Source organism: Streptomyces sp. NBC_01283 (assembly GCF_041435335.1).
GTDB lineage: Bacteria > Actinomycetota > Actinomycetes > Streptomycetales > Streptomycetaceae > Streptomyces.
In genome coordinates this window covers 3,982,319-4,001,703 of record NZ_CP108430.1, presented here as the reverse complement: position 1 = coordinate 4,001,703, position 19,385 = coordinate 3,982,319, and the positions used below count along the sequence as shown (strand labels likewise).

32 protein-coding genes and 1 pseudogene are annotated in these 19,385 nt (G+C 66.2%); 32 read left to right on the top strand and 1 reads right to left on the bottom strand.

Features of this window, described 5'->3' with window-relative positions:
- Nucleotides 1-7 precede the first annotated feature (7 nt).
- The 30 genes and pseudogenes from rplD (at nucleotide 8) to truA (ending at nucleotide 16,542) form a co-directional block, all read left to right on the top strand.
- Entirely contained in the window at nucleotides 8-661 is a 654-nt protein-coding gene (gene rplD, locus OG302_RS18135; RefSeq protein WP_371527741.1) for a 50S ribosomal protein L4, read from the top strand.
- Complete coding sequence (gene rplW, locus OG302_RS18130) at nucleotides 661-1,077, top strand: 50S ribosomal protein L23 (RefSeq protein WP_190084419.1); 417 nt, start codon at nucleotides 661-663, stop codon at nucleotides 1,075-1,077. The genes rplD and rplW overlap by 1 nt, the downstream gene beginning before the upstream one ends.
- A 39-nt stretch (nucleotides 1,078-1,116) precedes the next feature.
- The gene (rplB, locus tag OG302_RS18125; RefSeq protein WP_160506661.1) at nucleotides 1,117-1,953 is read left to right on the top strand and encodes a 50S ribosomal protein L2; all 837 of its coding nucleotides are present in this window, start codon (nucleotides 1,117-1,119) and stop codon (nucleotides 1,951-1,953) included.
- A gap of 12 nt (nucleotides 1,954-1,965) precedes the next feature.
- The gene (gene rpsS / locus OG302_RS18120; RefSeq protein ID WP_160506662.1) at nucleotides 1,966-2,247 is read left to right on the top strand and encodes a 30S ribosomal protein S19; all 282 of its coding nucleotides are present in this window, start codon (nucleotides 1,966-1,968) and stop codon (nucleotides 2,245-2,247) included.
- A 41-nt stretch (nucleotides 2,248-2,288) separates the two neighbouring features.
- Nucleotides 2,289-2,636 carry a 50S ribosomal protein L22 gene (gene rplV, locus OG302_RS18115; RefSeq protein ID WP_016645177.1) on the top strand — a complete coding sequence of 116 codons (348 nt, stop codon included), beginning with the start codon at nucleotides 2,289-2,291 and terminating at the stop codon, nucleotides 2,634-2,636.
- A complete protein-coding gene (rpsC, locus tag OG302_RS18110) occupies nucleotides 2,636-3,478 on the top strand; it encodes a 30S ribosomal protein S3 (RefSeq protein WP_371527740.1) in 843 nt (280 codons plus the stop codon). The genes rplV and rpsC overlap by 1 nt, the downstream gene beginning before the upstream one ends.
- 5 nt (nucleotides 3,479-3,483) lie before the next feature.
- Nucleotides 3,484-3,903 carry a 50S ribosomal protein L16 gene (rplP, locus tag OG302_RS18105; protein WP_135332557.1) on the top strand — a complete coding sequence of 140 codons (420 nt, stop codon included), beginning with the start codon at nucleotides 3,484-3,486 and terminating at the stop codon, nucleotides 3,901-3,903.
- Nucleotides 3,903-4,127 carry a 50S ribosomal protein L29 gene (rpmC, locus tag OG302_RS18100; RefSeq protein ID WP_003998824.1) on the top strand — a complete coding sequence of 75 codons (225 nt, stop codon included), beginning with the start codon at nucleotides 3,903-3,905 and terminating at the stop codon, nucleotides 4,125-4,127. The genes rplP and rpmC overlap by 1 nt, the downstream gene beginning before the upstream one ends.
- On the top strand, nucleotides 4,127-4,411 hold the full coding sequence (rpsQ, locus tag OG302_RS18095; protein ID WP_361837218.1) for a 30S ribosomal protein S17: 285 nt from the start codon (nucleotides 4,127-4,129) through the stop codon (nucleotides 4,409-4,411). The genes rpmC and rpsQ overlap by 1 nt, the downstream gene beginning before the upstream one ends.
- A 99-nt stretch (nucleotides 4,412-4,510) precedes the next feature.
- A complete protein-coding gene (gene rplN / locus OG302_RS18090; protein ID WP_073768975.1) occupies nucleotides 4,511-4,879 on the top strand; it encodes a 50S ribosomal protein L14 in 369 nt (122 codons plus the stop codon).
- Between the two features lie 2 nt (nucleotides 4,880-4,881).
- A complete protein-coding gene (gene rplX, locus OG302_RS18085; protein WP_160506664.1) occupies nucleotides 4,882-5,205 on the top strand; it encodes a 50S ribosomal protein L24 in 324 nt (107 codons plus the stop codon).
- The gene (gene rplE, locus OG302_RS18080) at nucleotides 5,205-5,762 is read left to right on the top strand and encodes a 50S ribosomal protein L5 (protein WP_249588332.1); all 558 of its coding nucleotides are present in this window, start codon (nucleotides 5,205-5,207) and stop codon (nucleotides 5,760-5,762) included. Before rplX ends, rplE begins: the two co-directional genes overlap by 1 nt.
- Before the next feature lie 5 nt (nucleotides 5,763-5,767).
- Complete coding sequence (locus tag OG302_RS18075; RefSeq protein ID WP_003948630.1) at nucleotides 5,768-5,953, top strand: type Z 30S ribosomal protein S14; 186 nt, start codon at nucleotides 5,768-5,770, stop codon at nucleotides 5,951-5,953.
- Between the two features lie 224 nt (nucleotides 5,954-6,177).
- On the top strand, nucleotides 6,178-6,576 hold the full coding sequence (rpsH, locus tag OG302_RS18070) for a 30S ribosomal protein S8 (RefSeq protein WP_361716660.1): 399 nt from the start codon (nucleotides 6,178-6,180) through the stop codon (nucleotides 6,574-6,576).
- Nucleotides 6,577-6,597: 21 nt separating this feature from the next.
- Nucleotides 6,598-7,137: a 50S ribosomal protein L6 gene (rplF, locus tag OG302_RS18065; protein ID WP_371527739.1), complete on the top strand. Its 540-nt coding sequence runs from the start codon at nucleotides 6,598-6,600 to the stop codon at nucleotides 7,135-7,137.
- 3 nt (nucleotides 7,138-7,140) lie between these two features.
- The gene (gene rplR, locus OG302_RS18060; protein WP_344522013.1) at nucleotides 7,141-7,524 is read left to right on the top strand and encodes a 50S ribosomal protein L18; all 384 of its coding nucleotides are present in this window, start codon (nucleotides 7,141-7,143) and stop codon (nucleotides 7,522-7,524) included.
- A gap of 46 nt (nucleotides 7,525-7,570) precedes the next feature.
- Complete coding sequence (gene rpsE / locus OG302_RS18055; protein ID WP_160506669.1) at nucleotides 7,571-8,173, top strand: 30S ribosomal protein S5; 603 nt, start codon at nucleotides 7,571-7,573, stop codon at nucleotides 8,171-8,173.
- On the top strand, nucleotides 8,173-8,355 hold the full coding sequence (gene rpmD, locus OG302_RS18050; RefSeq protein WP_041985698.1) for a 50S ribosomal protein L30: 183 nt from the start codon (nucleotides 8,173-8,175) through the stop codon (nucleotides 8,353-8,355). The genes rpsE and rpmD overlap by 1 nt, the downstream gene beginning before the upstream one ends.
- A gap of 1 nt (nucleotide 8,356) precedes the next feature.
- The gene (gene rplO / locus OG302_RS18045; RefSeq protein ID WP_249588330.1) at nucleotides 8,357-8,812 is read left to right on the top strand and encodes a 50S ribosomal protein L15; all 456 of its coding nucleotides are present in this window, start codon (nucleotides 8,357-8,359) and stop codon (nucleotides 8,810-8,812) included.
- Between the two features lie 223 nt (nucleotides 8,813-9,035).
- Nucleotides 9,036-10,349 (top strand): preprotein translocase subunit SecY, encoded by a 1,314-nt coding sequence (secY, locus tag OG302_RS18040; RefSeq protein WP_371527738.1) that lies wholly within the window; start codon nucleotides 9,036-9,038, stop codon nucleotides 10,347-10,349.
- Nucleotides 10,349-11,002, top strand: a complete 654-nt coding sequence (locus OG302_RS18035) for an adenylate kinase (RefSeq protein WP_361837228.1) — start codon at nucleotides 10,349-10,351, stop codon at nucleotides 11,000-11,002. The genes secY and OG302_RS18035 overlap by 1 nt, the downstream gene beginning before the upstream one ends.
- Nucleotides 11,003-11,113: 111 nt before the next feature.
- Nucleotides 11,114-11,950, top strand: a complete 837-nt coding sequence (map, locus tag OG302_RS18030) for a type I methionyl aminopeptidase (protein ID WP_371750156.1) — start codon at nucleotides 11,114-11,116, stop codon at nucleotides 11,948-11,950.
- Between the two features lie 93 nt (nucleotides 11,951-12,043).
- Nucleotides 12,044-12,202 (top strand): annotated as a pseudogene (locus OG302_RS18025) (type I methionyl aminopeptidase); the annotation flags it as partial.
- 162 nt (nucleotides 12,203-12,364) lie between these two features.
- Complete coding sequence (gene infA / locus OG302_RS18020; RefSeq protein ID WP_003948620.1) at nucleotides 12,365-12,586, top strand: translation initiation factor IF-1; 222 nt, start codon at nucleotides 12,365-12,367, stop codon at nucleotides 12,584-12,586.
- Between the two features lie 57 nt (nucleotides 12,587-12,643).
- Entirely contained in the window at nucleotides 12,644-12,757 is a 114-nt protein-coding gene (gene rpmJ / locus OG302_RS18015) for a 50S ribosomal protein L36 (RefSeq protein ID WP_003974245.1), read from the top strand.
- Between the two features lie 179 nt (nucleotides 12,758-12,936).
- A complete protein-coding gene (rpsM, locus tag OG302_RS18010; RefSeq protein ID WP_135332566.1) occupies nucleotides 12,937-13,317 on the top strand; it encodes a 30S ribosomal protein S13 in 381 nt (126 codons plus the stop codon).
- Between the two features lie 65 nt (nucleotides 13,318-13,382).
- Complete coding sequence (gene rpsK, locus OG302_RS18005) at nucleotides 13,383-13,787, top strand: 30S ribosomal protein S11 (RefSeq protein ID WP_003948617.1); 405 nt, start codon at nucleotides 13,383-13,385, stop codon at nucleotides 13,785-13,787.
- Between the two features lie 120 nt (nucleotides 13,788-13,907).
- A complete protein-coding gene (locus OG302_RS18000; protein WP_016645160.1) occupies nucleotides 13,908-14,930 on the top strand; it encodes a DNA-directed RNA polymerase subunit alpha in 1,023 nt (340 codons plus the stop codon).
- 129 nt (nucleotides 14,931-15,059) lie between these two features.
- Nucleotides 15,060-15,548, top strand: a complete 489-nt coding sequence (gene rplQ / locus OG302_RS17995) for a 50S ribosomal protein L17 (protein ID WP_371527737.1) — start codon at nucleotides 15,060-15,062, stop codon at nucleotides 15,546-15,548.
- Between the two features lie 139 nt (nucleotides 15,549-15,687).
- The gene (gene truA, locus OG302_RS17990; protein ID WP_371527736.1) at nucleotides 15,688-16,542 is read left to right on the top strand and encodes a tRNA pseudouridine(38-40) synthase TruA; all 855 of its coding nucleotides are present in this window, start codon (nucleotides 15,688-15,690) and stop codon (nucleotides 16,540-16,542) included.
- A 33-nt stretch (nucleotides 16,543-16,575) separates the two neighbouring features.
- On the opposite strand, the gene OG302_RS17985 is transcribed toward truA, so the two are convergent.
- A complete protein-coding gene (locus tag OG302_RS17985) occupies nucleotides 16,576-17,421 on the bottom strand; it encodes a hypothetical protein (RefSeq protein WP_371527735.1) in 846 nt (281 codons plus the stop codon).
- 74 nt (nucleotides 17,422-17,495) lie between these two features.
- Here OG302_RS17985 and OG302_RS17980 point away from each other — a divergent pair, with 74 nt between their 5' ends.
- Nucleotides 17,496-18,707: a glycosyltransferase family 87 protein gene (locus tag OG302_RS17980; protein ID WP_371527734.1), complete on the top strand. Its 1,212-nt coding sequence runs from the start codon at nucleotides 17,496-17,498 to the stop codon at nucleotides 18,705-18,707.
- A 213-nt stretch (nucleotides 18,708-18,920) separates the two neighbouring features.
- Nucleotides 18,921-19,364, top strand: a complete 444-nt coding sequence (rplM, locus tag OG302_RS17975) for a 50S ribosomal protein L13 (RefSeq protein ID WP_361182318.1) — start codon at nucleotides 18,921-18,923, stop codon at nucleotides 19,362-19,364.
- Nucleotides 19,365-19,385: the final 21 nt, after the last annotated feature.

Sequence of the window (19,385 nt, the reverse complement as noted above, 5' to 3'; positions counted from 1 at the left end):
GGAACCGATGAGCACCATTGACATCCTTTCGCCGGCAGGCGACAAGGCCGGGACCGTCGAGCTCCCCTCGGAGATCTTCGACGTCGAGAAGATCAGCATTCCGCTGATCCACCAGGTCGTTGTCGCTCAGCTGGCAGCTGCCCGTCAGGGCACGCACAAGACCAAGCGCCGCGGTGAAGTCCGCGGTGGCGGCAAGAAGCCGTACCGCCAGAAGGGCACCGGCCGCGCGCGCCAGGGTTCGACCCGTGCGCCGCAGTTCGCCGGTGGTGGCGTCGTCCACGGCCCGCAGCCGCGTGACTACTCGCAGCGGACCCCGAAGAAGATGAAGGCCGCGGCCCTGCGCCACGCCCTCACCGACCGGGCCCGCAACGCTCGCATCCACGTTGTCACCAACGTGGTCGAGGGCGAGATCTCCACCAAGGCCGCGAAGACGCTGCTCGGCAAGGTCAGCGAGCGCAAGAACGTGCTCCTGGTCATCGACCGCGCGGACGAGACTTCGCTGCTCTCCGCCCGCAACCTGCCCCAGGTGCACATCCTGGAGCCGGGCCAGCTGAACACGTACGACGTGCTCGTCTCGGACGACGTGGTCTTCACCAAGGCCGCCTTCGAGTCCTTCGTGTCTGGCCCCAAGGCCGATGAGACCGAAGGGAGCGAAGCCTGATGGCTACGCGTCACCCGAGCATCGCCCCCAAGGCGGCCAAGGCCGCCAAGGCCGCGCGCCTCGCCAAGGCGAAGCGCCACGCCACCGAGGGCAAGAACACCGTCGAGACGCCGCTGAGCAAGAGCTTCACGGACCCCCGTGACGTCCTCGTCAAGCCGGTCGTCTCCGAGAAGAGCTACGCGCTCCTCGACGAGGGCAAGTACACCTTCGTCGTTGCGCCCGGCGCCAACAAGACCCAGATCAAGCAGGCCGTCGAGGCGGTCTTCTCGGTCAAGGTCACTGGGGTCAACACGATCAACCGCCAGGGCAAGCGCAAGCGCACCCGCACGGGGTTCGGTAAGCGCGCTGACACCAAGCGCGCGATCGTGACCCTTGCTGAGGGCGACCGTATCGACATCTTCGGCCAGGCCTCCTAACGGAGCGCCCTGGTCCGAATATCGGACGAGGACTGAGAAATGGGAATCCGCAAGTACAAGCCGACTACGCCGGGCCGTCGTGGCTCCAGCGTCGCCGACTTCGTCGAGGTAACGCGGTCCACGCCGGAGAAGTCGCTGGTCCGCCCGCTGCACAGCAAGGGCGGCCGTAACAACGCCGGTCGTGTGACCGTTCGCCACCAGGGTGGCGGACACAAGCGCGCCTACCGAGTGATCGACTTCCGTCGTCACGACAAGGACGGCGTGCCGGCGAAGGTCGCGCACATCGAGTACGACCCGAACCGCACCGCGCGCATCGCGCTCCTGCACTACGCGGACGGCGAGAAGCGCTACATCCTGGCCCCCCGCAACCTGTCGCAGGGTGACCGGGTCGAGAACGGACCGGGCGCGGACATCAAGCCGGGCAACAACCTGGCCCTCCGCAACATCCCGGTCGGTACGACCATCCACGCCATCGAGCTGCGGCCCGGCGGCGGCGCGAAGTTCGCCCGCTCCGCGGGTGCCTCCGTGCAGCTGCTGGCGAAGGAGGGCTCCATGGCCCACCTTCGTATGCCGTCGGGTGAGATCCGTCTGGTCGACGTCCGCTGCCGCGCCACGATTGGCGAGGTCGGCAACGCCGAGCAGTCGAACATCAACTGGGGCAAGGCCGGCCGTAAGCGCTGGCTTGGCGTTCGCCCGACCGTTCGCGGTGTGGCGATGAACCCGGTCGACCACCCGCACGGTGGTGGTGAAGGCAAGACTTCCGGTGGTCGCCACCCGGTCTCGCCGTGGGGTCAGAAGGAGGGTCGTACTCGTTCGCCGAAGAAGGCGAGCAACAAGTACATCGTCCGCCGCCGCAAGACGAACAAGAAGCGCTAGGAGCGGGTTTAGATGCCGCGCAGTCTCAAGAAGGGACCCTTCGTCGACGGACACCTCATCAAGAAGGTGGATGTCCAGAACGAAGCAGGTTCCAAGAACGTCATCAAGACCTGGTCCCGTCGCTCGATGATCGTCCCGGCCATGCTGGGCCACACGATCGCGGTGCACAACGGCAAGACCCACATCCCGGTGTTCGTCACCGAGGCGATGGTCGGCCACAAGCTCGGCGAGTTCTCGCCGACTCGCACCTTCCGCGGCCACGTCAAGGACGACCGGAAGTCGAAGCGCCGCTAGCGCGGGGTGGAACGACTATGACTTACACCGAAGGGACAACCATGGAAGCCAGGGCCCAGGCGCGGTACATCCGCGTCACGCCCATGAAGGCCCGCCGAGTGGTGGACCTCATCCGTGGCATGGATGCCACGGAGGCTCAGGCGGTCCTGCGTTTCGCCCCGCAGGCCGCGAGCGTGCCGGTTGGCAAGGTGCTTGACAGCGCCATTGCCAACGCTGCACACAACTACGACCACAGTGACGCCTCTTCGCTGGTCATCAGCGAGGCGTACGTGGATGAGGGCCCGACCCTGAAGCGGTTCCGTCCGCGTGCTCAGGGTCGCGCCTACCGGATCCGTAAGCGGACCAGCCACATCACCGTGGTCGTCAGCAGCAAGGAAGGAACCCGGTAATGGGCCAGAAGGTAAACCCGCACGGGTTCCGGCTCGGCATTACCACCGACTTCAAGTCGCGTTGGTACGCCGACAAGCTGTACAAGGACTACGTCAAGGAAGACGTCGCCATCCGTCGGATGATGACGTCCGGCATGGAGCGCGCCGGCATCTCGAAGGTTGAGATCGAGCGCACCCGTGACCGCGTGCGGGTGGACATCCACACCGCGCGTCCCGGCATCGTCATCGGCCGCCGTGGCGCCGAGGCCGACCGCATCCGCGGTGACCTCGAGAAGCTCACGGGCAAGCAGGTCCAGCTGAACATCCTCGAGGTCAAGAACCCCGAGGTCGACGCTCAGCTGGTCGCGCAGGCCGTTGCGGAGCAGCTGTCCTCCCGCGTCTCCTTCCGTCGCGCCATGCGTAAGAGCATGCAGTCGACGATGAAGGCCGGCGCCAAGGGCATCAAGATCCAGTGTGGTGGCCGTCTCGGCGGCGCCGAGATGTCCCGGTCGGAGTTCTACCGCGAGGGTCGTGTGCCGCTGCACACGCTCCGTGCGAACGTCGACTACGGCTTCTTCGAGGCCAAGACGACCTTCGGCCGTATCGGCGTGAAGGTCTGGATCTACAAGGGCGACGTCAAGAACATCGCCGAGGTCCGCGCCGAGAACGCCGCGGCCCGTGCGGGTAACCGCCCGGCCCGTGGTGGCGGCAACGACCGACCGGCCCGTAGTGGCCGTGGTGGCGAGCGTGGCGGCCGCGGCCGCAAGCCGCAGCAGCAGTCCGCGCCGGCTGCCGAGGCCCCCAAGGCCGACGCTCCCGCCGCAGCTGCCGCTCCGGCTGAGAGCACCGGAACGGAGGCCTGACCGACATGCTGATCCCTCGTAGGGTCAAGCACCGCAAGCAGCACCACCCGAAGCGCAGCGGTATGTCCAAGGGTGGTACGCAGGTTGCGTTCGGCGAGTACGGCATTCAGGCCCTCACTCCGGCGTACGTGACCAACCGCCAGATCGAGGCGGCTCGTATCGCGATGACCCGCCACATCAAGCGTGGCGGCAAGGTCTGGATCAACATTTACCCGGACCGCCCGCTGACGAAGAAGCCCGCCGAGACCCGCATGGGTTCCGGTAAGGGTTCCCCCGAGTGGTGGGTCGCGAACGTCAAGCCCGGACGGGTGATGTTCGAGCTGTCCTACCCGAATGAGAAGACTGCGCGTGAGGCGCTTACCCGCGCTGCTCACAAGCTTCCGATGAAGTGCCGGATTGTTCGGCGCGAGGCAGGTGAGTCGTGATGTCGGCCGGTACCAAGGCGTCCGAGCTGCGCGAACTGGGTGACGAGGAGCTTCTCGCGAAGCTCCGCGAAGCCAAGGAAGAGCTGTTCAACCTCCGCTTCCAGGCGGCGACCGGTCAGCTCGAGAACCACGGTCGGCTCAAGGCCGTCCGTAAGGACATCGCGCGGATCTACACCCTCATGCGTGAGCGCGAGCTGGGCATCGAGACGGTGGAGAGCGCCTGATGAGCGAGAGCAACGTGACTGAGACCAAGAGCGACCGCGGATTCCGCAAGACCCGTGAGGGTCTGGTCGTCAGCGACAAGATGGACAAGACCGTCGTCGTCGCTGTCGAGGACCGTGTGAAGCACGCGCTGTACGGCAAGGTCATCCGCCGTACGAACAAGCTCAAGGCGCACGACGAGCAGAACGCTGCCGGCGTCGGCGACCGCGTCCTCCTGATGGAGACGCGTCCGCTGTCGGCGACCAAGCGCTGGCGCATCGTCGAGATCCTCGAGAAGGCCAAGTAATTCCGAGGGGTTTTCCCTCTCGGATCAGTTCCGCCAGGCTCGGTGGGGACTGTCAAGCACAGTCCCCGCCGGGAACCGGCAGACAAACAGGAGATAGACGTGATCCAGCAGGAGTCGCGACTTCGGATCGCCGACAACACGGGTGCGAAGGAAATTCTCACCATCCGTGTTCTCGGTGGCTCGGGTCGCCGCTACGCGGGCATCGGTGACGTCATTGTCGCCACCGTCAAGGACGCGATCCCCGGTGGCAACGTGAAGAAGGGTGACGTCGTCAAGGCGGTCATCGTTCGCACCGTCAAGGAGCGCCGCCGTCCCGACGGCTCGTACATCCGCTTCGACGAGAACGCCGCCGTCATTCTGAAGAACGACGGCGACCCTCGCGGCACCCGTATCTTCGGCCCCGTCGGCCGTGAGCTGCGCGAGAAGAAGTTCATGAAGATCATCTCGCTCGCGCCGGAGGTGCTGTAAGCATGAAGATCAAGAAGGGCGACCTGGTTCAGGTCATCACCGGTAAGGACAAGGGCAAGCAGGGCAAGGTCATTGCCGCTTACCCGCGCGACGAGCGCGTCCTGGTCGAGGGTGTCAACCGGGTCAAGAAGCACACGAAGGCCGGCCCGACCGCCAGCGGTTCGCAGGCCGGCGGCATCGTGACCACCGAAGCCCCTGTCCACGTGAGCAACGTTCAGCTCGTCGTGGAGAAGGACGGCAACAAGGTCGTCACGCGTGTCGGTTTCCGCTTCGACGATGACGGCAACAAGATCCGCGTTGCCAAGCGGACGGGTGAGGACATCTGATGACGACCACCACCACTCCGCGTCTGAAGACGAAGTACCGCGAGGAGATCGCGGGCAAGCTGCAGGAAGAGTTCTCGTACGAGAACGTCATGCAGACCCCGGGTCTCGTCAAGATCGTGGTCAACATGGGTGTCGGCGACGCCGCCCGTGACTCGAAGCTCATGGACGGTGCCGTCCGTGACCTGACCACCATCACGGGTCAGAAGCCGGCCATCACGAAGGCCCGGAAGTCCATCGCGCAGTTCAAGCTGCGCGAGGGTCAGCCGATCGGCTGCCACGTCACGCTCCGTGGCGACCGCATGTGGGAGTTCCTGGACCGCACCCTGTCGCTCGCGCTTCCGCGCATCCGCGACTTCCGTGGTCTGTCCCCCAAGCAGTTCGACGGCCGTGGCAACTACACCTTCGGTCTCACGGAGCAGGTCATGTTCCACGAGATCGACCAGGACAAGATCGACCGCGTCCGGGGTATGGACATCACCGTGGTCACCACGGCGACCAACGACGCCGAAGGCCGTGCCCTTCTCCGTCACCTCGGCTTCCCCTTCAAGGAGGCGTAAGCGAGATGGCGAAGAAGGCTCTTATTGCCAAGGCTGCTCGTAAGCCCAAGTTCGGTGTGCGCGGCTACACCCGCTGCCAGCGCTGTGGCCGTCCGCACTCCGTGTACCGCAAGTTCGGCCTCTGCCGCGTGTGCCTTCGTGAGATGGCTCACCGTGGCGAGCTGCCGGGCGTGACCAAGAGCTCCTGGTAATTCCCCTCTGTCCTTAGGGACTTGGGAATTACTGGAGGCTCTCGGTAAGTATCTGGTCGGTAGGTGGCCCACCTCTCCATGCCTTAGGCTAGGAGGGTTGGGCGCCTGCCGCCCTGACCGACTTACTACGCCGTAGGTCCCCGCGCCGCACCCGTCCCGCCTCTGAGTGGGGAGAGGGATGGCGCAGATAGGAAACCACGGCGAGAGAGGCCGAAGGCCAATTCATGACCATGACTGATCCGATCGCGGACATGCTGACTCGTCTGCGTAACGCGAACTCGGCGTACCACGACACCGTGGCGATGCCGCACAGCAAGATCAAGTCTCACATCGCGGAGATCCTCCAGCAGGAGGGCTTCATCACGGGCTGGAAGGTCGAGGACGCCGAGGTTGGCAAGAACCTCGTTCTCGAGCTGAAGTTCGGCCCGAACCGTGAGCGCTCCATTGCGGGCATCAAGCGGATCTCCAAGCCCGGTCTCCGGGTTTACGCGAAGTCCACCAACCTGCCGAAGGTGCTCGGCGGCCTGGGCGTGGCGGTTATCTCCACGTCCCACGGTCTCCTCACCGGCCAGCAGGCAGGCAAGAAGGGCGTAGGTGGGGAAGTCCTCGCCTACGTCTGGTAGTCGGGAACGGAGGAATAGCTAATGTCGCGTATTGGCAAGCTCCCCATCACGGTTCCCGCCGGCGTGGACGTCACCATCGACGGCCGGACGGTCGCGGTTAAGGGCCCCAAGGGCTCCCTTTCCCACACCGTCGTCGCGCCGATCGACATCGCTAAGGGTGAGGACGGCGTTCTGAACGTCACCCGCCCGAACGACGAGCGTCAGAACAAGGCCCTGCACGGCCTGTCCCGCACGCTGGTGGCGAACATGATCACCGGCGTGACCACGGGTTACGTGAAGAAGCTCGAGATCAGCGGTGTCGGTTACCGCGTGCTCGCGAAGGGCTCCAACCTGGAGTTCTCGCTGGGTTACAGCCACCCGATCCTGGTCGAGGCCCCTGAGGGCATCACCTTCAAGGTGGAGTCCGCGACCAAGCTTTCGGTCGAGGGCATCGACAAGCAGAAGGTCGGCGAGGTTGCGGCCAACATCCGCAAGCTGCGCAAGCCCGACCCGTACAAGGCCAAGGGCGTCAAGTACGAGGGCGAAGTCATCCGGCGCAAGGTCGGAAAGGCAGGTAAGTAAGCCATGGCATACGGTGTAAAGATCGCCAAGGGTGACGCTTACAAGCGTGCCGCCAAGGCCCGCCGCCACATCCGCATCCGCAAGAACGTGTCGGGTACGGCGGAGCGTCCGCGCCTCGTCGTGACTCGCTCGAACCGCAACATCGTTGCTCAGGTCATCGACGACCTCAAGGGTCACACCCTTGCGTCCGCGTCGACCCTGGACACCACGATCCGCGGTGGCGAGGCCGACAAGTCCGCGCAGGCCAAGCAGGTCGGCGCGCTCGTTGCCGAGCGTGCCAAGGCCGCGGGTGTCGAGACCGTCGTGTTCGACCGCGGTGGCAACAAGTACGCCGGGCGCATTGCCGCTCTGGCGGACGCCGCCCGCGAAGCCGGGCTGAAGTTCTAAGCCCCGGTTCCGGAGCTAGCGGACGTAACAGAGAGAGGTAATTCCAATGGCTGGACCCCAGCGCCGCGGAAGCGGTGCCGGTGGCGGCGAGCGGCGGGACCGAAAGGGTCGCGACGGTGGCGCTGCCGCCGAGAAGACCGCATACGTTGAGCGCGTTGTCGCGATCAACCGTGTCGCCAAGGTTGTCAAGGGTGGTCGCCGCTTCAGCTTCACCGCGCTGGTCGTGGTGGGCGACGGTGACGGCACCGTAGGTGTCGGATACGGCAAGGCCAAGGAAGTTCCCGCGGCCATCGCCAAGGGCGTTGAAGAGGCCAAGAAGAACTTCTTCAAGGTTCCGCGTATCCAGGGCACCATCCCGCACCCGATCACGGGCGAGAAGGCCGCGGGCGTCGTCCTGCTCAAGCCTGCTTCCCCCGGTACCGGTGTTATCGCCGGTGGCCCGGTGCGTGCTGTGCTCGAGTGCGCCGGCGTTCACGACATCCTGTCGAAGTCGCTCGGTTCTTCGAACGCGATCAACATCGTGCACGCGACCGTGGCGGCCCTCAAGGGCCTGCAGCGTCCCGAGGAGATCGCGGCTCGCCGTGGTCTGCCCCTCGAGGACGTCGCTCCCGCGGCCCTGCTTCGTGCACGTGCCGGGGCGGGTGCGTAATGGCTCGCCTCAAGATCACGCAGACGAAGTCGTACATCGGCAGCAAGCAGAACCACCGCGACACGCTGCGTTCGCTCGGGCTCAAGCGCCTGAACGACGTGGTCGTCAAGGAAGACCGCCCCGAGTTCCGCGGAATGGCTAACACCGTCCGCCACCTCGTGACGGTTGAGGAGGTCGACTGACATGGCGGAGCAGAACCCGCTGAAGGTCCACAACCTCCGGCCCGCCCCGGGCGCCAAGACCGCCAAGACCCGTGTGGGTCGTGGTGAGGCGTCCAAGGGTAAGACCGCTGGTCGTGGTACCAAGGGCACCAAGGCCCGTTACCAGGTTCCGGAGCGCTTCGAGGGTGGCCAGATGCCCCTCCACATGCGTCTCCCGAAGCTCAAGGGCTTCAAGAACCCGTTCAAGACCGAGTTCCAGGTCGTGAACCTCGACAAGCTGAGCGCGCTGTTCCCCGAGGGTGGCGAGGTCACCGTCGAGGGTCTCGTCGCCAAGGGTGCCGTTCGCAAGAACAGCCTCGTCAAGGTCCTCGGCCAGGGTGAGGTCACCGTGGCGCTGCAGGTGACGGTTGACGCCGTCTCCGGCTCCGCCAAGGAGAAGATCACCGCCGCCGGCGGTACCGTCACCGAGCTCGTCTGAATTCTTCAGGCCACTCGATGACTTGAGCGATTCCCAGCCGGGGATGCCCCACAAAAGGGGCATCCCCGGTTGGTCGTTCCAAGGGGGGCACGGTCGCCGGTAAGGTGGCGTGCACTGTCTAAGCTCCGTGCGGTCCGCCGTGCGGTTTTTCTGACTGATACGTATTCGTCGATCCTCAGACCACTACCTCTGACGCACGCGCGCGGGGGTCGCAGGAGGCACCGTGCTCACCGCGTTCGCCCGGGCGTTCAAGACGCCCGACCTGCGCAAGAAGCTGCTCTTCACTCTCGGCATCATCGTGATCTATCGGATCGGTACGCACATTCCGATCCCGGGCGTCAGCTACAAGAACGTCCAGGTCTGCATGGACCAGGCCAACTCCAACCAGGGGTTGTTCGGTCTGGTCAACATGATGAGTGGCGGGGCGCTGCTGCAGATCACGATCTTCGCGCTCGGCATCATGCCGTACATCACGGCGAGCATCATCCTGCAGCTGCTGACCGTGGTGATCCCGCGGTTGGAGGCGCTCAAGAAGGAGGGCCAGGCCGGCACGGCGAAGATCACGCAGTACACGCGTTATCTCACCGTCGCGCTCGCGATCCTCCAGGGCACCGGCCTCGTGGCCACCGCACGCACGGGCTCGCTGTTCTCCGGCTGCCCCGTCGCCACCGAGATCGTTCCGGACCAGTCGATCTTCGTGACCGTCACCATGGTCATCACGATGACCGCGGGCACGGCCTGCGTCATGTGGCTCGGTGAGCTCATCACCGACCGCGGCATCGGCAACGGCATGTCGATCCTGATGTTCATCTCGATCGCCGCGACCTTCCCGAGCGCCCTGTGGGCGATCAAGAAGCAGGGCTCGCTGGCCGACGGCTGGATCGAGTTCGGCACCGTCATCGCGGTCGGTCTGGTCATGGTCGGTCTGGTCGTCTTCGTGGAGCAGGCTCAGCGCCGCATTCCGGTCCAGTACGCGAAGCGCATGATCGGTCGCCGTTCCTACGGCGGCACGTCGACGTACATTCCGCTGAAGGTCAATCAGGCGGGCATCATCCCTGTGATCTTCGCCTCTTCGCTGCTCTATATCCCCGCTCTCGTCGCCCAGTTCGCGGGTGGCAACTCCGGGTGGAAGCGGTGGATCGAGGCGAACCTGACCAAGGGCGACCACCCGATTTACATCGCGACGTACTTCTTGTTGATCGTGTTCTTCGCCTTCTTCTACGTGGCTATCTCGTTCAACCCCGAGGAAGTCGCGGACAACATGAAGAAGTATGGTGGCTTCATCCCGGGCATCCGGGCTGGCCGTCCGACCGCTGAGTACTTGAGCTACGTACTCAACCGGATCACGTGGCCGGGCTCGCTGTATCTGGGTCTGATCGCTCTCGTACCGACGATGGCGTTGGTGGGCTTCGGCGCGAACCAGAACTTCCCGTTCGGCGGGACAAGCATCCTGATCATCGTGGGTGTGGGTCTGGAGACCGTGAAGCAGATCGAGAGCCAGCTCCAGCAGCGCAATTACGAAGGGTTCCTCCGCTGATGCGAATCGTCCTCGTCGGGCCGCCCGGTGCGGGCAAGGGAACGCAGGCCGCGTTCCTCGCCAAGAACCTGAAGATCCCGCACATCTCCACGGGCGACCTCTTCCGCGCCAACATCAGCCAGGGCACGGAGCTGGGCAAGCAGGCGAAGGCGTTCATGGACGCCGGCAACCTCGTTCCCGACGAGGTCACCATCGGCATGGCGCACGACCGCATGATGCAGCCGGACGCCGTGAACGGCTTCCTGCTCGACGGCTTCCCGCGGAACGTGTCGCAGGCCGAGGCCCTGGACGAGTCGCTCAAGACGGACGGCCAGAAGCTCGACGCGGTGCTCGACCTGGAGGTCCCCGAGGACGAGGTGGTCAAGCGCATCGCCGGCCGCCGCATCTGCCGGAACGATTCCAGCCACGTTTTCCACGTGACGTACAGCAAGCCGAAGGCCGAGGGCGTCTGTGACGTCTGCGGCGGCGAGCTCTACCAGCGCGGTGACGACAAGGAAGAGACCGTACGCAAGCGTCTCGACGTGTACCACCGCGAGACCGAGCCGATCATCGACCACTACAAGGCCCAGGGCCTGGTGGTGACGATCTCCGCGCTCGGCAAGGTGGACGAGGTCACGAAGCGTGCGATGGACGCGCTCAAGGGCGACAAGTAGCCCGTACGCAGTCCAGTACGCTGTTTCGGCCGCGGTGCCCCTCGGGGGACCGCGGCCGTAGTGTTGTGTACGTAGCCGATTGTTGGACGGATGACGGAGAGCGGAAGCCCCATGGTGCAGATCAAGACCCCCGAGCAGATCGCGAAGATGCGTGAGGCGGGCCTTGTCGTCGCCGCCATCCACGCCGCGACACGCGAGGCGGCGGTGCCGGGCGCCACCACGAAGGACCTGGACGACGTCGCGCGCAAGGTGATCGCCGAGCACGGCGCGAAGTCCAACTTCCTCGGGTACGGCGGCTTTCCGGCGACGATCTGCACCTCGATCAACGAGGTCGTCGTGCACGGCATCCCGGACGACAAGACCGTCCTGAAGGACGGCGACATCATCTCGGTCGACGCGGGCGCGATCATCGACGGCTGGCACGGCGACGCCGCCTACACCGCGTTCGTGGGCACCGGTCACTCTCCGGAGCTCCTTGAGCTCTCCCGGGTGACCGAGGAGTCGATGTGGGCCGGCCTGGCCGCCATGAAGCAGGGCAACCGGCTCGTCGACATCTCCCGCGCGGTCGAGACGTACATCCGCCGCCAGCCGAAGCCCGGCGGCGGCAAGTACGGCATCGTCGAGGACTACGGCGGCCACGGCATCGGCACCGAGATGCACATGGACCCGCACGTCCTGAACTACGTCGGGCGCGGCCGTGGCAAGGGCCCCAAGCTGGTTCCCGGCCTCTGCCTGGCCATCGAGCCCATGGTCTCCCTCGGCACCCCCCGCACGGAGGTCCTGGAGGACGACTGGACCGTCATCACGACGGATGGCACGTGGTCCTCGCACTGGGAGCACACGATCGCGCTGACCGAGGAAGGTCCGCTGGTCCTGACGTCCCCGGACTGCGGCAGGGCGAAGCTGGCGGAGTACGGGGTCACGGTGGCTCCGGATCCGCTGGCCTGAGCCGACGCCGACGGACGGAGTCCGGCGCAGCCGCTCGAAGCTTGTGAGGCGCCCCTGGCGCCGATCCCGCGAGAGGGGCGTCGAGAGATGGTCGACTGGACCGTCATCACGACGGATGGCACCTGGTCCTCGCACTGGGAGCACACGATCGCGCTGACGGAGGAAGGGCCGATCGTCCTTACGGCTCCGGACTGCGGCAAGGCGAAGCCGGCGGAGTACGGGGTCACGGTCGCCCCGGATCCACTGGCCTGAGCCCCGTTGTGTCGCTGCTTAAAGATCTTGCGCGTGGGGCAGACTTCCTCGATTCGTCTTTCCGGGGTGCCTGACGTAGACTGACTCGTCGGCTCTCGTGCATCCGTGTGCCTGCATGCGGCGTACGAAGTCGATCAAGGTAGTCGATTCGAAGGGCAAAGCGTGGCCAAGAAGCAAGGTGCCATCGAGATCGAGGGCACTGTCGTTGAGTCTCTTCCGAACGCCATGTTCAAGGTTGAGCTCCAGAACGGCCACCAGGTCCTGGCACACATCAGCGGCAAGATGCGCATGCACTACATCCGCATCCTCCCTGACGACCGGGTCGTGGTGGAGCTGTCTCCGTACGACCTGACGCGTGGCCGGATCGTCTACCGGTACAAGTAGATCTTGCCCGCACCCCATTCGCGTGGGGTGATGGCACTGACCCGGAGAACCTCACCAATGAAGGTCAAGCCGAGCGTCAAGAAGATCTGCGACAAGTGCAGGGTGATCCGCCGTCACGGCCGGGTCATGGTTATCTGCGACAACCCGCGCCACAAGCAGCGCCAGGGCTGACGCACGACTGCAGTTCGCAGATTTTCGCGCGACGCACGTAAAGCACATGTGCAGGACCCGTCCCTCTTCAGTAATGGAGGGCGACACCCCCGGTCGGAGGCCGGGGACCCAGGATGTACCTCGTACGGCACCTGGGAACGGTTCTGCTGAAGACCTCCGAAAATCAACAGGAGCCTTGAATGGCACGCCTTGAAGGTGTTGACCTCCCGCGCGAAAAGCGTGTTGAGGTTGCCCTCACGTACGTGTTCGGCATTGGCCGCACGCTGTCTCAGCAGACGCTGGACGCCACCGGTGTGGACCGCAACACCCGTGTTCGTGATCTGTCCGAAGAGGACCTGATCAAGATCCGCGAGTACGTGGACGCGAACATCCAGACGGAGGGTGACCTCCGCCGCGAGATCCAGGCCGACATCCGCCGCAAGGTCGAGATCGGTTGCTACCAGGGTCTTCGTCACCGTCGTGGCCTGCCCGTCCGCGGTCAGCGCACCAGCACGAACGCTCGTACCCGCAAGGGCCCGCGTCGCGCCATCGCCGGTAAGAAGAAGCCGGGCAAGAAGTAGTCCTCGCTCAGCGGTCTATCGACAGCTGTCGCTGCAGGACCGACCACCTCCCGTAGGAGTAATAGATGCCCCCCAAGGGTCGTCAGGGCGCTGCCAAGAAGGTGCGCCGCAAGGAAAAGAAGAACGTCGCTCACGGGCACGCCCACATCAAGAGCACGTTCAACAACACCATCGTCTCGATCACGGACCCCACGGGCAACGTGATCAGCTGGGCCTCCGCCGGCCACGTCGGCTTCAAGGGCTCGCGCAAGTCGACTCCGTTCGCCGCGCAGATGGCCGCCGAGTCGGCCGCGCGTCGCGCCCAGGAGCACGGCATGCGCAAGGTTGACGTCTTCGTCAAGGGTCCGGGTTCCGGTCGTGAGACCGCCATCCGTTCGCTGCAGGCGACCGGCCTTGAGGTCGGCTCGATCCAGGACGTGACGCCCACGCCGCACAACGGCTGCCGTCCCCCCAAGCGTCGCCGCGTCTGACGCACGTCGCTTGACCCAGGGATTCTCGGGCGGTGCGGCTCCTCGGAGCCTCACCGCCCGTACCCTTGCAGTACTCAAGGGCATCAAATAGTGGGTGCCCATGACTGAAGGAATCACTTCATGCTGATCGCTCAGCGTCCCTCGTTGACCGAAGAGGTCGTCGACGAATTCCGCTCCCGGTTCGTGATCGAGCCGCTGGAGCCGGGCTTCGGTTACACCCTCGGCAACTCCCTGCGTCGGACCCTTCTCTCCTCGATCCCGGGTGCGGCCGTCACGTCCATCCGCATCGACGGTGTCCTGCACGAGTTCACCACCGTGCCGGGCGTCAAGGAAGACGTCACCGACCTCATCCTCAACATCAAGCAGCTGGTCGTTTCCAGCGAGCACGATGAGCCCGTCGTGATGTACCTGCGCAAGCAGGGTCCCGGTCTCGTCACCGCCGCTGACATCGCCCCGCCGGCCGGTGTCGAGGTGCACAACCCCGACCTGGTCCTCGCCACGCTCAACGGCAAGGGCAAGCTGGAGATGGAGCTGACCGTCGAGCGCGGTCGCGGCTACGTCTCCGCCGTCCAGAACAAGCAGGTCGGTCAGGAGATCGGGCGCATCCCGGTCGACTCGATCTACTCGCCGGTTCTCAAGGTCACGTACAAGGTCGAGGCCACGCGTGTCGAGCAGCGCACCGACTTCGACAAGCTGATCGTCGACGTCGAGACCAAGCAGGCCATGCGCCCGCGTGACGCCATGGCGTCCGCCGGCAAGACCCTGGTCGAGCTGTTCGGTCTGGCCCGCGAGCTCAACATCGACGCCGAGGGCATCGACATGGGCCCCTCGCCGACGGACGCGGCCCTGGCCGCTGATCTCGCCCTGCCGATCGAGGAGCTGGAGCTCACCGTTCGGTCGTACAACTGCCTCAAGCGCGAGGGCATCCACTCCGTGGGTGAGCTCGTGGCCCGCTCCGAGGCGGACCTGCTCGACATTCGTAACTTCGGTGCGAAGTCGATCGACGAGGTCAAGATGAAGCTCAATGGCATGGGCCTCGCGCTGAAGGACTCGCCTCCCGGCTTCGACCCGACCGCCGCCGCTGACGCCTTCGGCGCCGACGACGACGCGGACGCGGGCTTCGTGGAGACCGAGCAGTACTGATTTGGCCTGTGGCCGGTCGCGCCCGCGCGGCGGAGCCGCAAGTTGATACAGACCCGCGCCCCTTACGGGGCGCGGTGCCACTGACCCCGGTACCTGATACGGCCGGGGCAGACAACAAGGAGAAACACCATGCCGAAGCCCACCAAGGGTGCCCGTATGGGCGGCAGCGCCGCGCACGAGAAGCTTCTGCTGGCGAACCTCGCCAAGCAGCTCTTCGAGTACGGCCGCATCACCACCACCGAGGCGAAGGCCCGTCGTCTGCGTCCCTACGCGGAGCGTCTGGTCACCAAGGCGAAGAAGGGTGACCTTCACAACCGCCGCCAGGTGCTGTCCGTCATCACCGACAAGAGCATCGTGCACACGCTCTTCACGGAGATCGGCCCGCGCTACGAGAACCGCCCGGGTGGTTACACCCGTATCACCAAGATCGGTAACCGTCGTGGCGACAACGCGCCCATGGCTGTCATCGAGCTGGTCGAGGCCCTGACCGTGGCGCAGGCTGCCACCGGTGAGGCCGAGGCGGCCACGAAGCGCGCTGCCAAGGACGCCGAGGTTTCCGAGCCCAAGGTCGACACGACCAAGGGTGAAGAGGCTGCCGAGGAGTCGAAGGACGCGTAAGCGTTCTGCCGGGGACTGTGCGTCATCGGCTGCGGCCGCGTCGTGGCTTGTCGCGCAGTTCCCCGCGCCCTTCAGGGCGTCGCGGGTCCGCCCCTTGCAGGGGTGGGCCCGCTTTTTCGTTGCCTGAGAGGAACCACGAGTGAGTGATGAAGTAGAGCCCGGTTTCGTGCGGGTGCGTCTCGATCTTTCGTACGACGGCAAGGACTTCTCCGGCTGGGCCAAGCAGAAGCAGGGGCAGCGGACCGTCCAGGGCGAGATCGAGAGCGCGCTGCGGACCGTGACGCGGTCGCAGGAGACGTACGAGCTGACCGTCGCCGGGCGGACCGACAGCGGGGTGCACGCGCGGGGGCAGGTCGCCCATGTCGATCTGCCGGAGAGCGTGTGGGCCGAGCACAGTGACAAGCTGCTGCGCAGGCTCGCGGGGCGGCTGCCGCACGATGTGCGGGTCTGGAAGGTGGCCGAGGCTCCCGCCGGGTTCAACGCGAGGTTCGCGGCCGTGTGGCGGCGCTACGCCTATCGCGTGACCGATCACCCGGGCGGTGTCGACCCCCTGTTGCGCAGTCATGTGCTGTGGCACGACTGGGAGTTGGATCTCGACGCCATGAACGCGGCGGCCGAGAAACTCCTCGGCGAGCATGACTTCGCCGCTTACTGCAAGAAGCGTGAGGGCGCCACGACCATTCGTACGCTGCAAGAGCTTCGGTGGGAGCGGCGGGCCGACGGGATCCTCGAAGCGACCGTGCGGGCCGATGCCTTCTGCCACAACATGGTGCGGTCGTTGGTCGGTGCCATGTTGTTCGTGGGCGACGGGCACCGGCCCGTGGAGTGGCCCGCCAAGGTTCTTGCCGCGGGAGTGCGGGACTCCGCCGTGCACGTCGTACGGCCGCACGGGCTGACCCTTGAGGAAGTCGGTTACCCCGCCGACGAGTTGCTCGCCGCGCGCAGCAAGGAAGCGCGCAACAAGCGGACGTTGCCCGGCGCCGGGTGCTGCTGAGCCCCGGCCGCCGGACGCCCGACTGCCGGACTGCTACGGGGCGTTGGCCGCGGCGGAAGCCTGGGCCTCGCCCCGCCGGTTGATCTGGCCGAAGGCGAAGCGGCCCAGGTCGTCGCCGACCGTGTAGACCTTGCGCTCCTTCGGCGTGACGTCCTTGTCGCTGGTGAAGCCGGACGTCGTGAAGTAGGCGTAGCGGCCGTAGGCGTTGTAGGTGCCGCGGCAGACCGCGGTCTGGCAGAAGGCGGGGACGCCCTTGCCGGGCAGTGCGGTGACCAGGCCTTCGTTCGCCTCGTCGTTGACCTTGGCGGCCTGGGCCGCCGTGTCGAAGACGGCGACGCCGACCGTCACGGCGATGTTGTCCTTCACGTAGCTGGCGCGGAAGAGCTGCGTGCAGTCGTGCTTGGTGAGGACCGCGGCGAGCTTGGGCTGGGTGACGCTCGCGCACTTCTTCGTGCCGCTGGTCGCGCCCTTCTTGTAGACGCGGTCGCCCGAGGTCAGCGTCTTGCCCGGGAAGAGGATGTCGGCGCTGAGCGGTGCCTTGTCCTTCTTGGCGCTGGAGATGAACTCCTTGGGGTCCGGCGGGGGCGGCGGCGTCGTCTCCTCGAAGGACGGGCCGGGCTTCTCGCTCGCGCCGGGGATGTCCGCGGTCGAGGGCAGCTCGCTCGCCGGTTTGTTCGACGCGGAGGTGTTGTCGCTGTTCGCGGAGACGACCGCGATGGCGACGGCGGCGGCGACCACGACGGTGGCGAGCGCGCCTCCGCCGATCATCAGCCACTTGCGGCGCCGGGCGCGCGATTCGGACGCCTCGGCGAGCGCCGCCCAGTCAGGGGTCTGTGAATCCCCTGGACCCCACTGAGGTCCCCCTTGCCCAAAGCTCATGCGCCGCATCTTAGACGGGGAGTTGGGGATGTTGAGCGGGGGCCGGGGGAGGGGCCCGACCTAGCCTGATCCCTATGAATACGGGCAAAGTAGCTGTTAGTGGGTGGTTGCTGCGGCCGGTGACCTGGCACGCCTGGGTGGCGCTGGGGGCCGTGCTGCTCGCCGCGGTCGTCCGGGTGGGGCTGCGGGGCCCGGACGGCGGGATGGACAACGCCATCGTGGTGCGGGCCGCCGAGGCCTGGCTAGAGGGGCGCTCGCCCTACGCCGACCGGCACTTCCTCTATCTGCCGGGTGCCGTGCTCGCCGCGGTGCCGCAGGCGGTGCTCCCGCAGGCCGTCGTGCGGTTCCTCGTCCCGGCGGGGGTCGCTGCCTCGCTCGTCTTCGGGTGGGGGTGTGCGCTGCGGATCCACGGGGTGCCGTGGCGCAGCCGGTTCGCGGTGTTCGGGCTGCTCGCGCTGGCCGTGGGGTTCGCGCCGTTCGGGCACCTCGTCGACCTCGGCAACTGGACCGTGGCGTCAGCCGCCGCGCTGCCGCTCGCGCTGCTGTTCGTGTGCCGGGGGAGGTGGGTCGCCGCGGGTCTGGTGATCGGGGCCGCCGTCGCCGTGAAGCCGCTGCTCGCGCCGGTCGTGCTGCTCTTCGTCTTCGCGCGGCGGTGGCGAGCGCTGGGGGCCGCGGTGCTCGCGCCCGCTGTGGTGTCGGTGGGGGCGGCGCTCGCGATGCCGGACCCGGCGGGGTTCTTCACGCGGACGCTGCCGTTCCTGCTGCGGGGCGACGACAGCTTCGTACGGCTCTATGAGGCGTCGCCCGCGGCGGTGCTGCCGCGGCTCGGGGTGCCGCAGGGGGCGGCGACGCTGCTGGCCCTCGTGGCCGCGGGCGCCGGGGTGTGGTGCGCGTGGCGGCGCTGGCGGGGCGGTGCGGGGCCGCAGGAGCAGCGGGTGGTCGAGACGGCCGTGATGCTGATGCTGGCGGCGTTCCTGGTGTCCAAGCCGTCGTACGACCACTATCTGCTCGTCGTCGTGCCGCTGCTGCTGGCCGGGGCCCGGGAGCCCGGTGCGGTGGCCCGGAGGCCGTGGTTCTGGCTGGCGCTCGTACCGCAGATCCCGGGGTTCGCCTGGCCCTGGCTGGAGCCGGGCACCAGGCGGGCCTTCCGGGACTCCGTGACGCTCTGTGTGCTGGCGCTCACGGGCGCCCGGAGCTGCGTCCGGGCGGGCGGGGCTACTGTGGAAAGTGCCGACGCGCCTGTGGCGGGGGAGCCGCCCGTGCCGGTCTCCAGAGCCGCGTTTTGACCCGTACGGGGCGGCGCGGGTAGTCTCGACGATTGTTATGCGTATTGGTGTCATCGTTCTCACGCGAAGGGCCCATACGTAACGGTTCCCTGGAGCAGTTACCAGTGGCTCGCATACGGGCAGCGTCCCCGGCATTGTGAGCCCCAGCTGCATGATCGCTTCCTGGGTGCCGTGTGTCTGGACCCCATCCACTGAAGAAGCGAAGGCTACGAAGTGCGTACGTACAGCCCCAAGCCCGGCGATGTGACCCGCCAGTGGCACGTCATTGACGCTCAGGACATCGTCCTGGGCCGTCTGGCGACCACTGCCGCCAACCTCCTGCGGGGCAAGCACAAGGCGATCTACGCCCCCCACATGGACATGGGCGACTTCGTCATCATCATCAACGCCGACAAGGTTCACCTGTCCGGCAACAAGAAGACCCAGAAGATGGCGTACCGCCACTCCGGCTACCCGGGTGGTCTGCGTTCCGTCCGCTACGACGAGCTTCTTGAGAAGAACCCCGAGAAGGCCGTCGAGAAGGCCATCAAGGGCATGATCCCCAAGAACACCCTGGGCCGTCAGATGCTCTCGAAGCTGAAGGTCTACGCGGGCGACCAGCACCCGCACGGCGCTCAGCAGCCGGTCCCGTTCGAGATCACCCAGGTCGCGCAGTAGTTCCGGCCACCCCCAAAGACG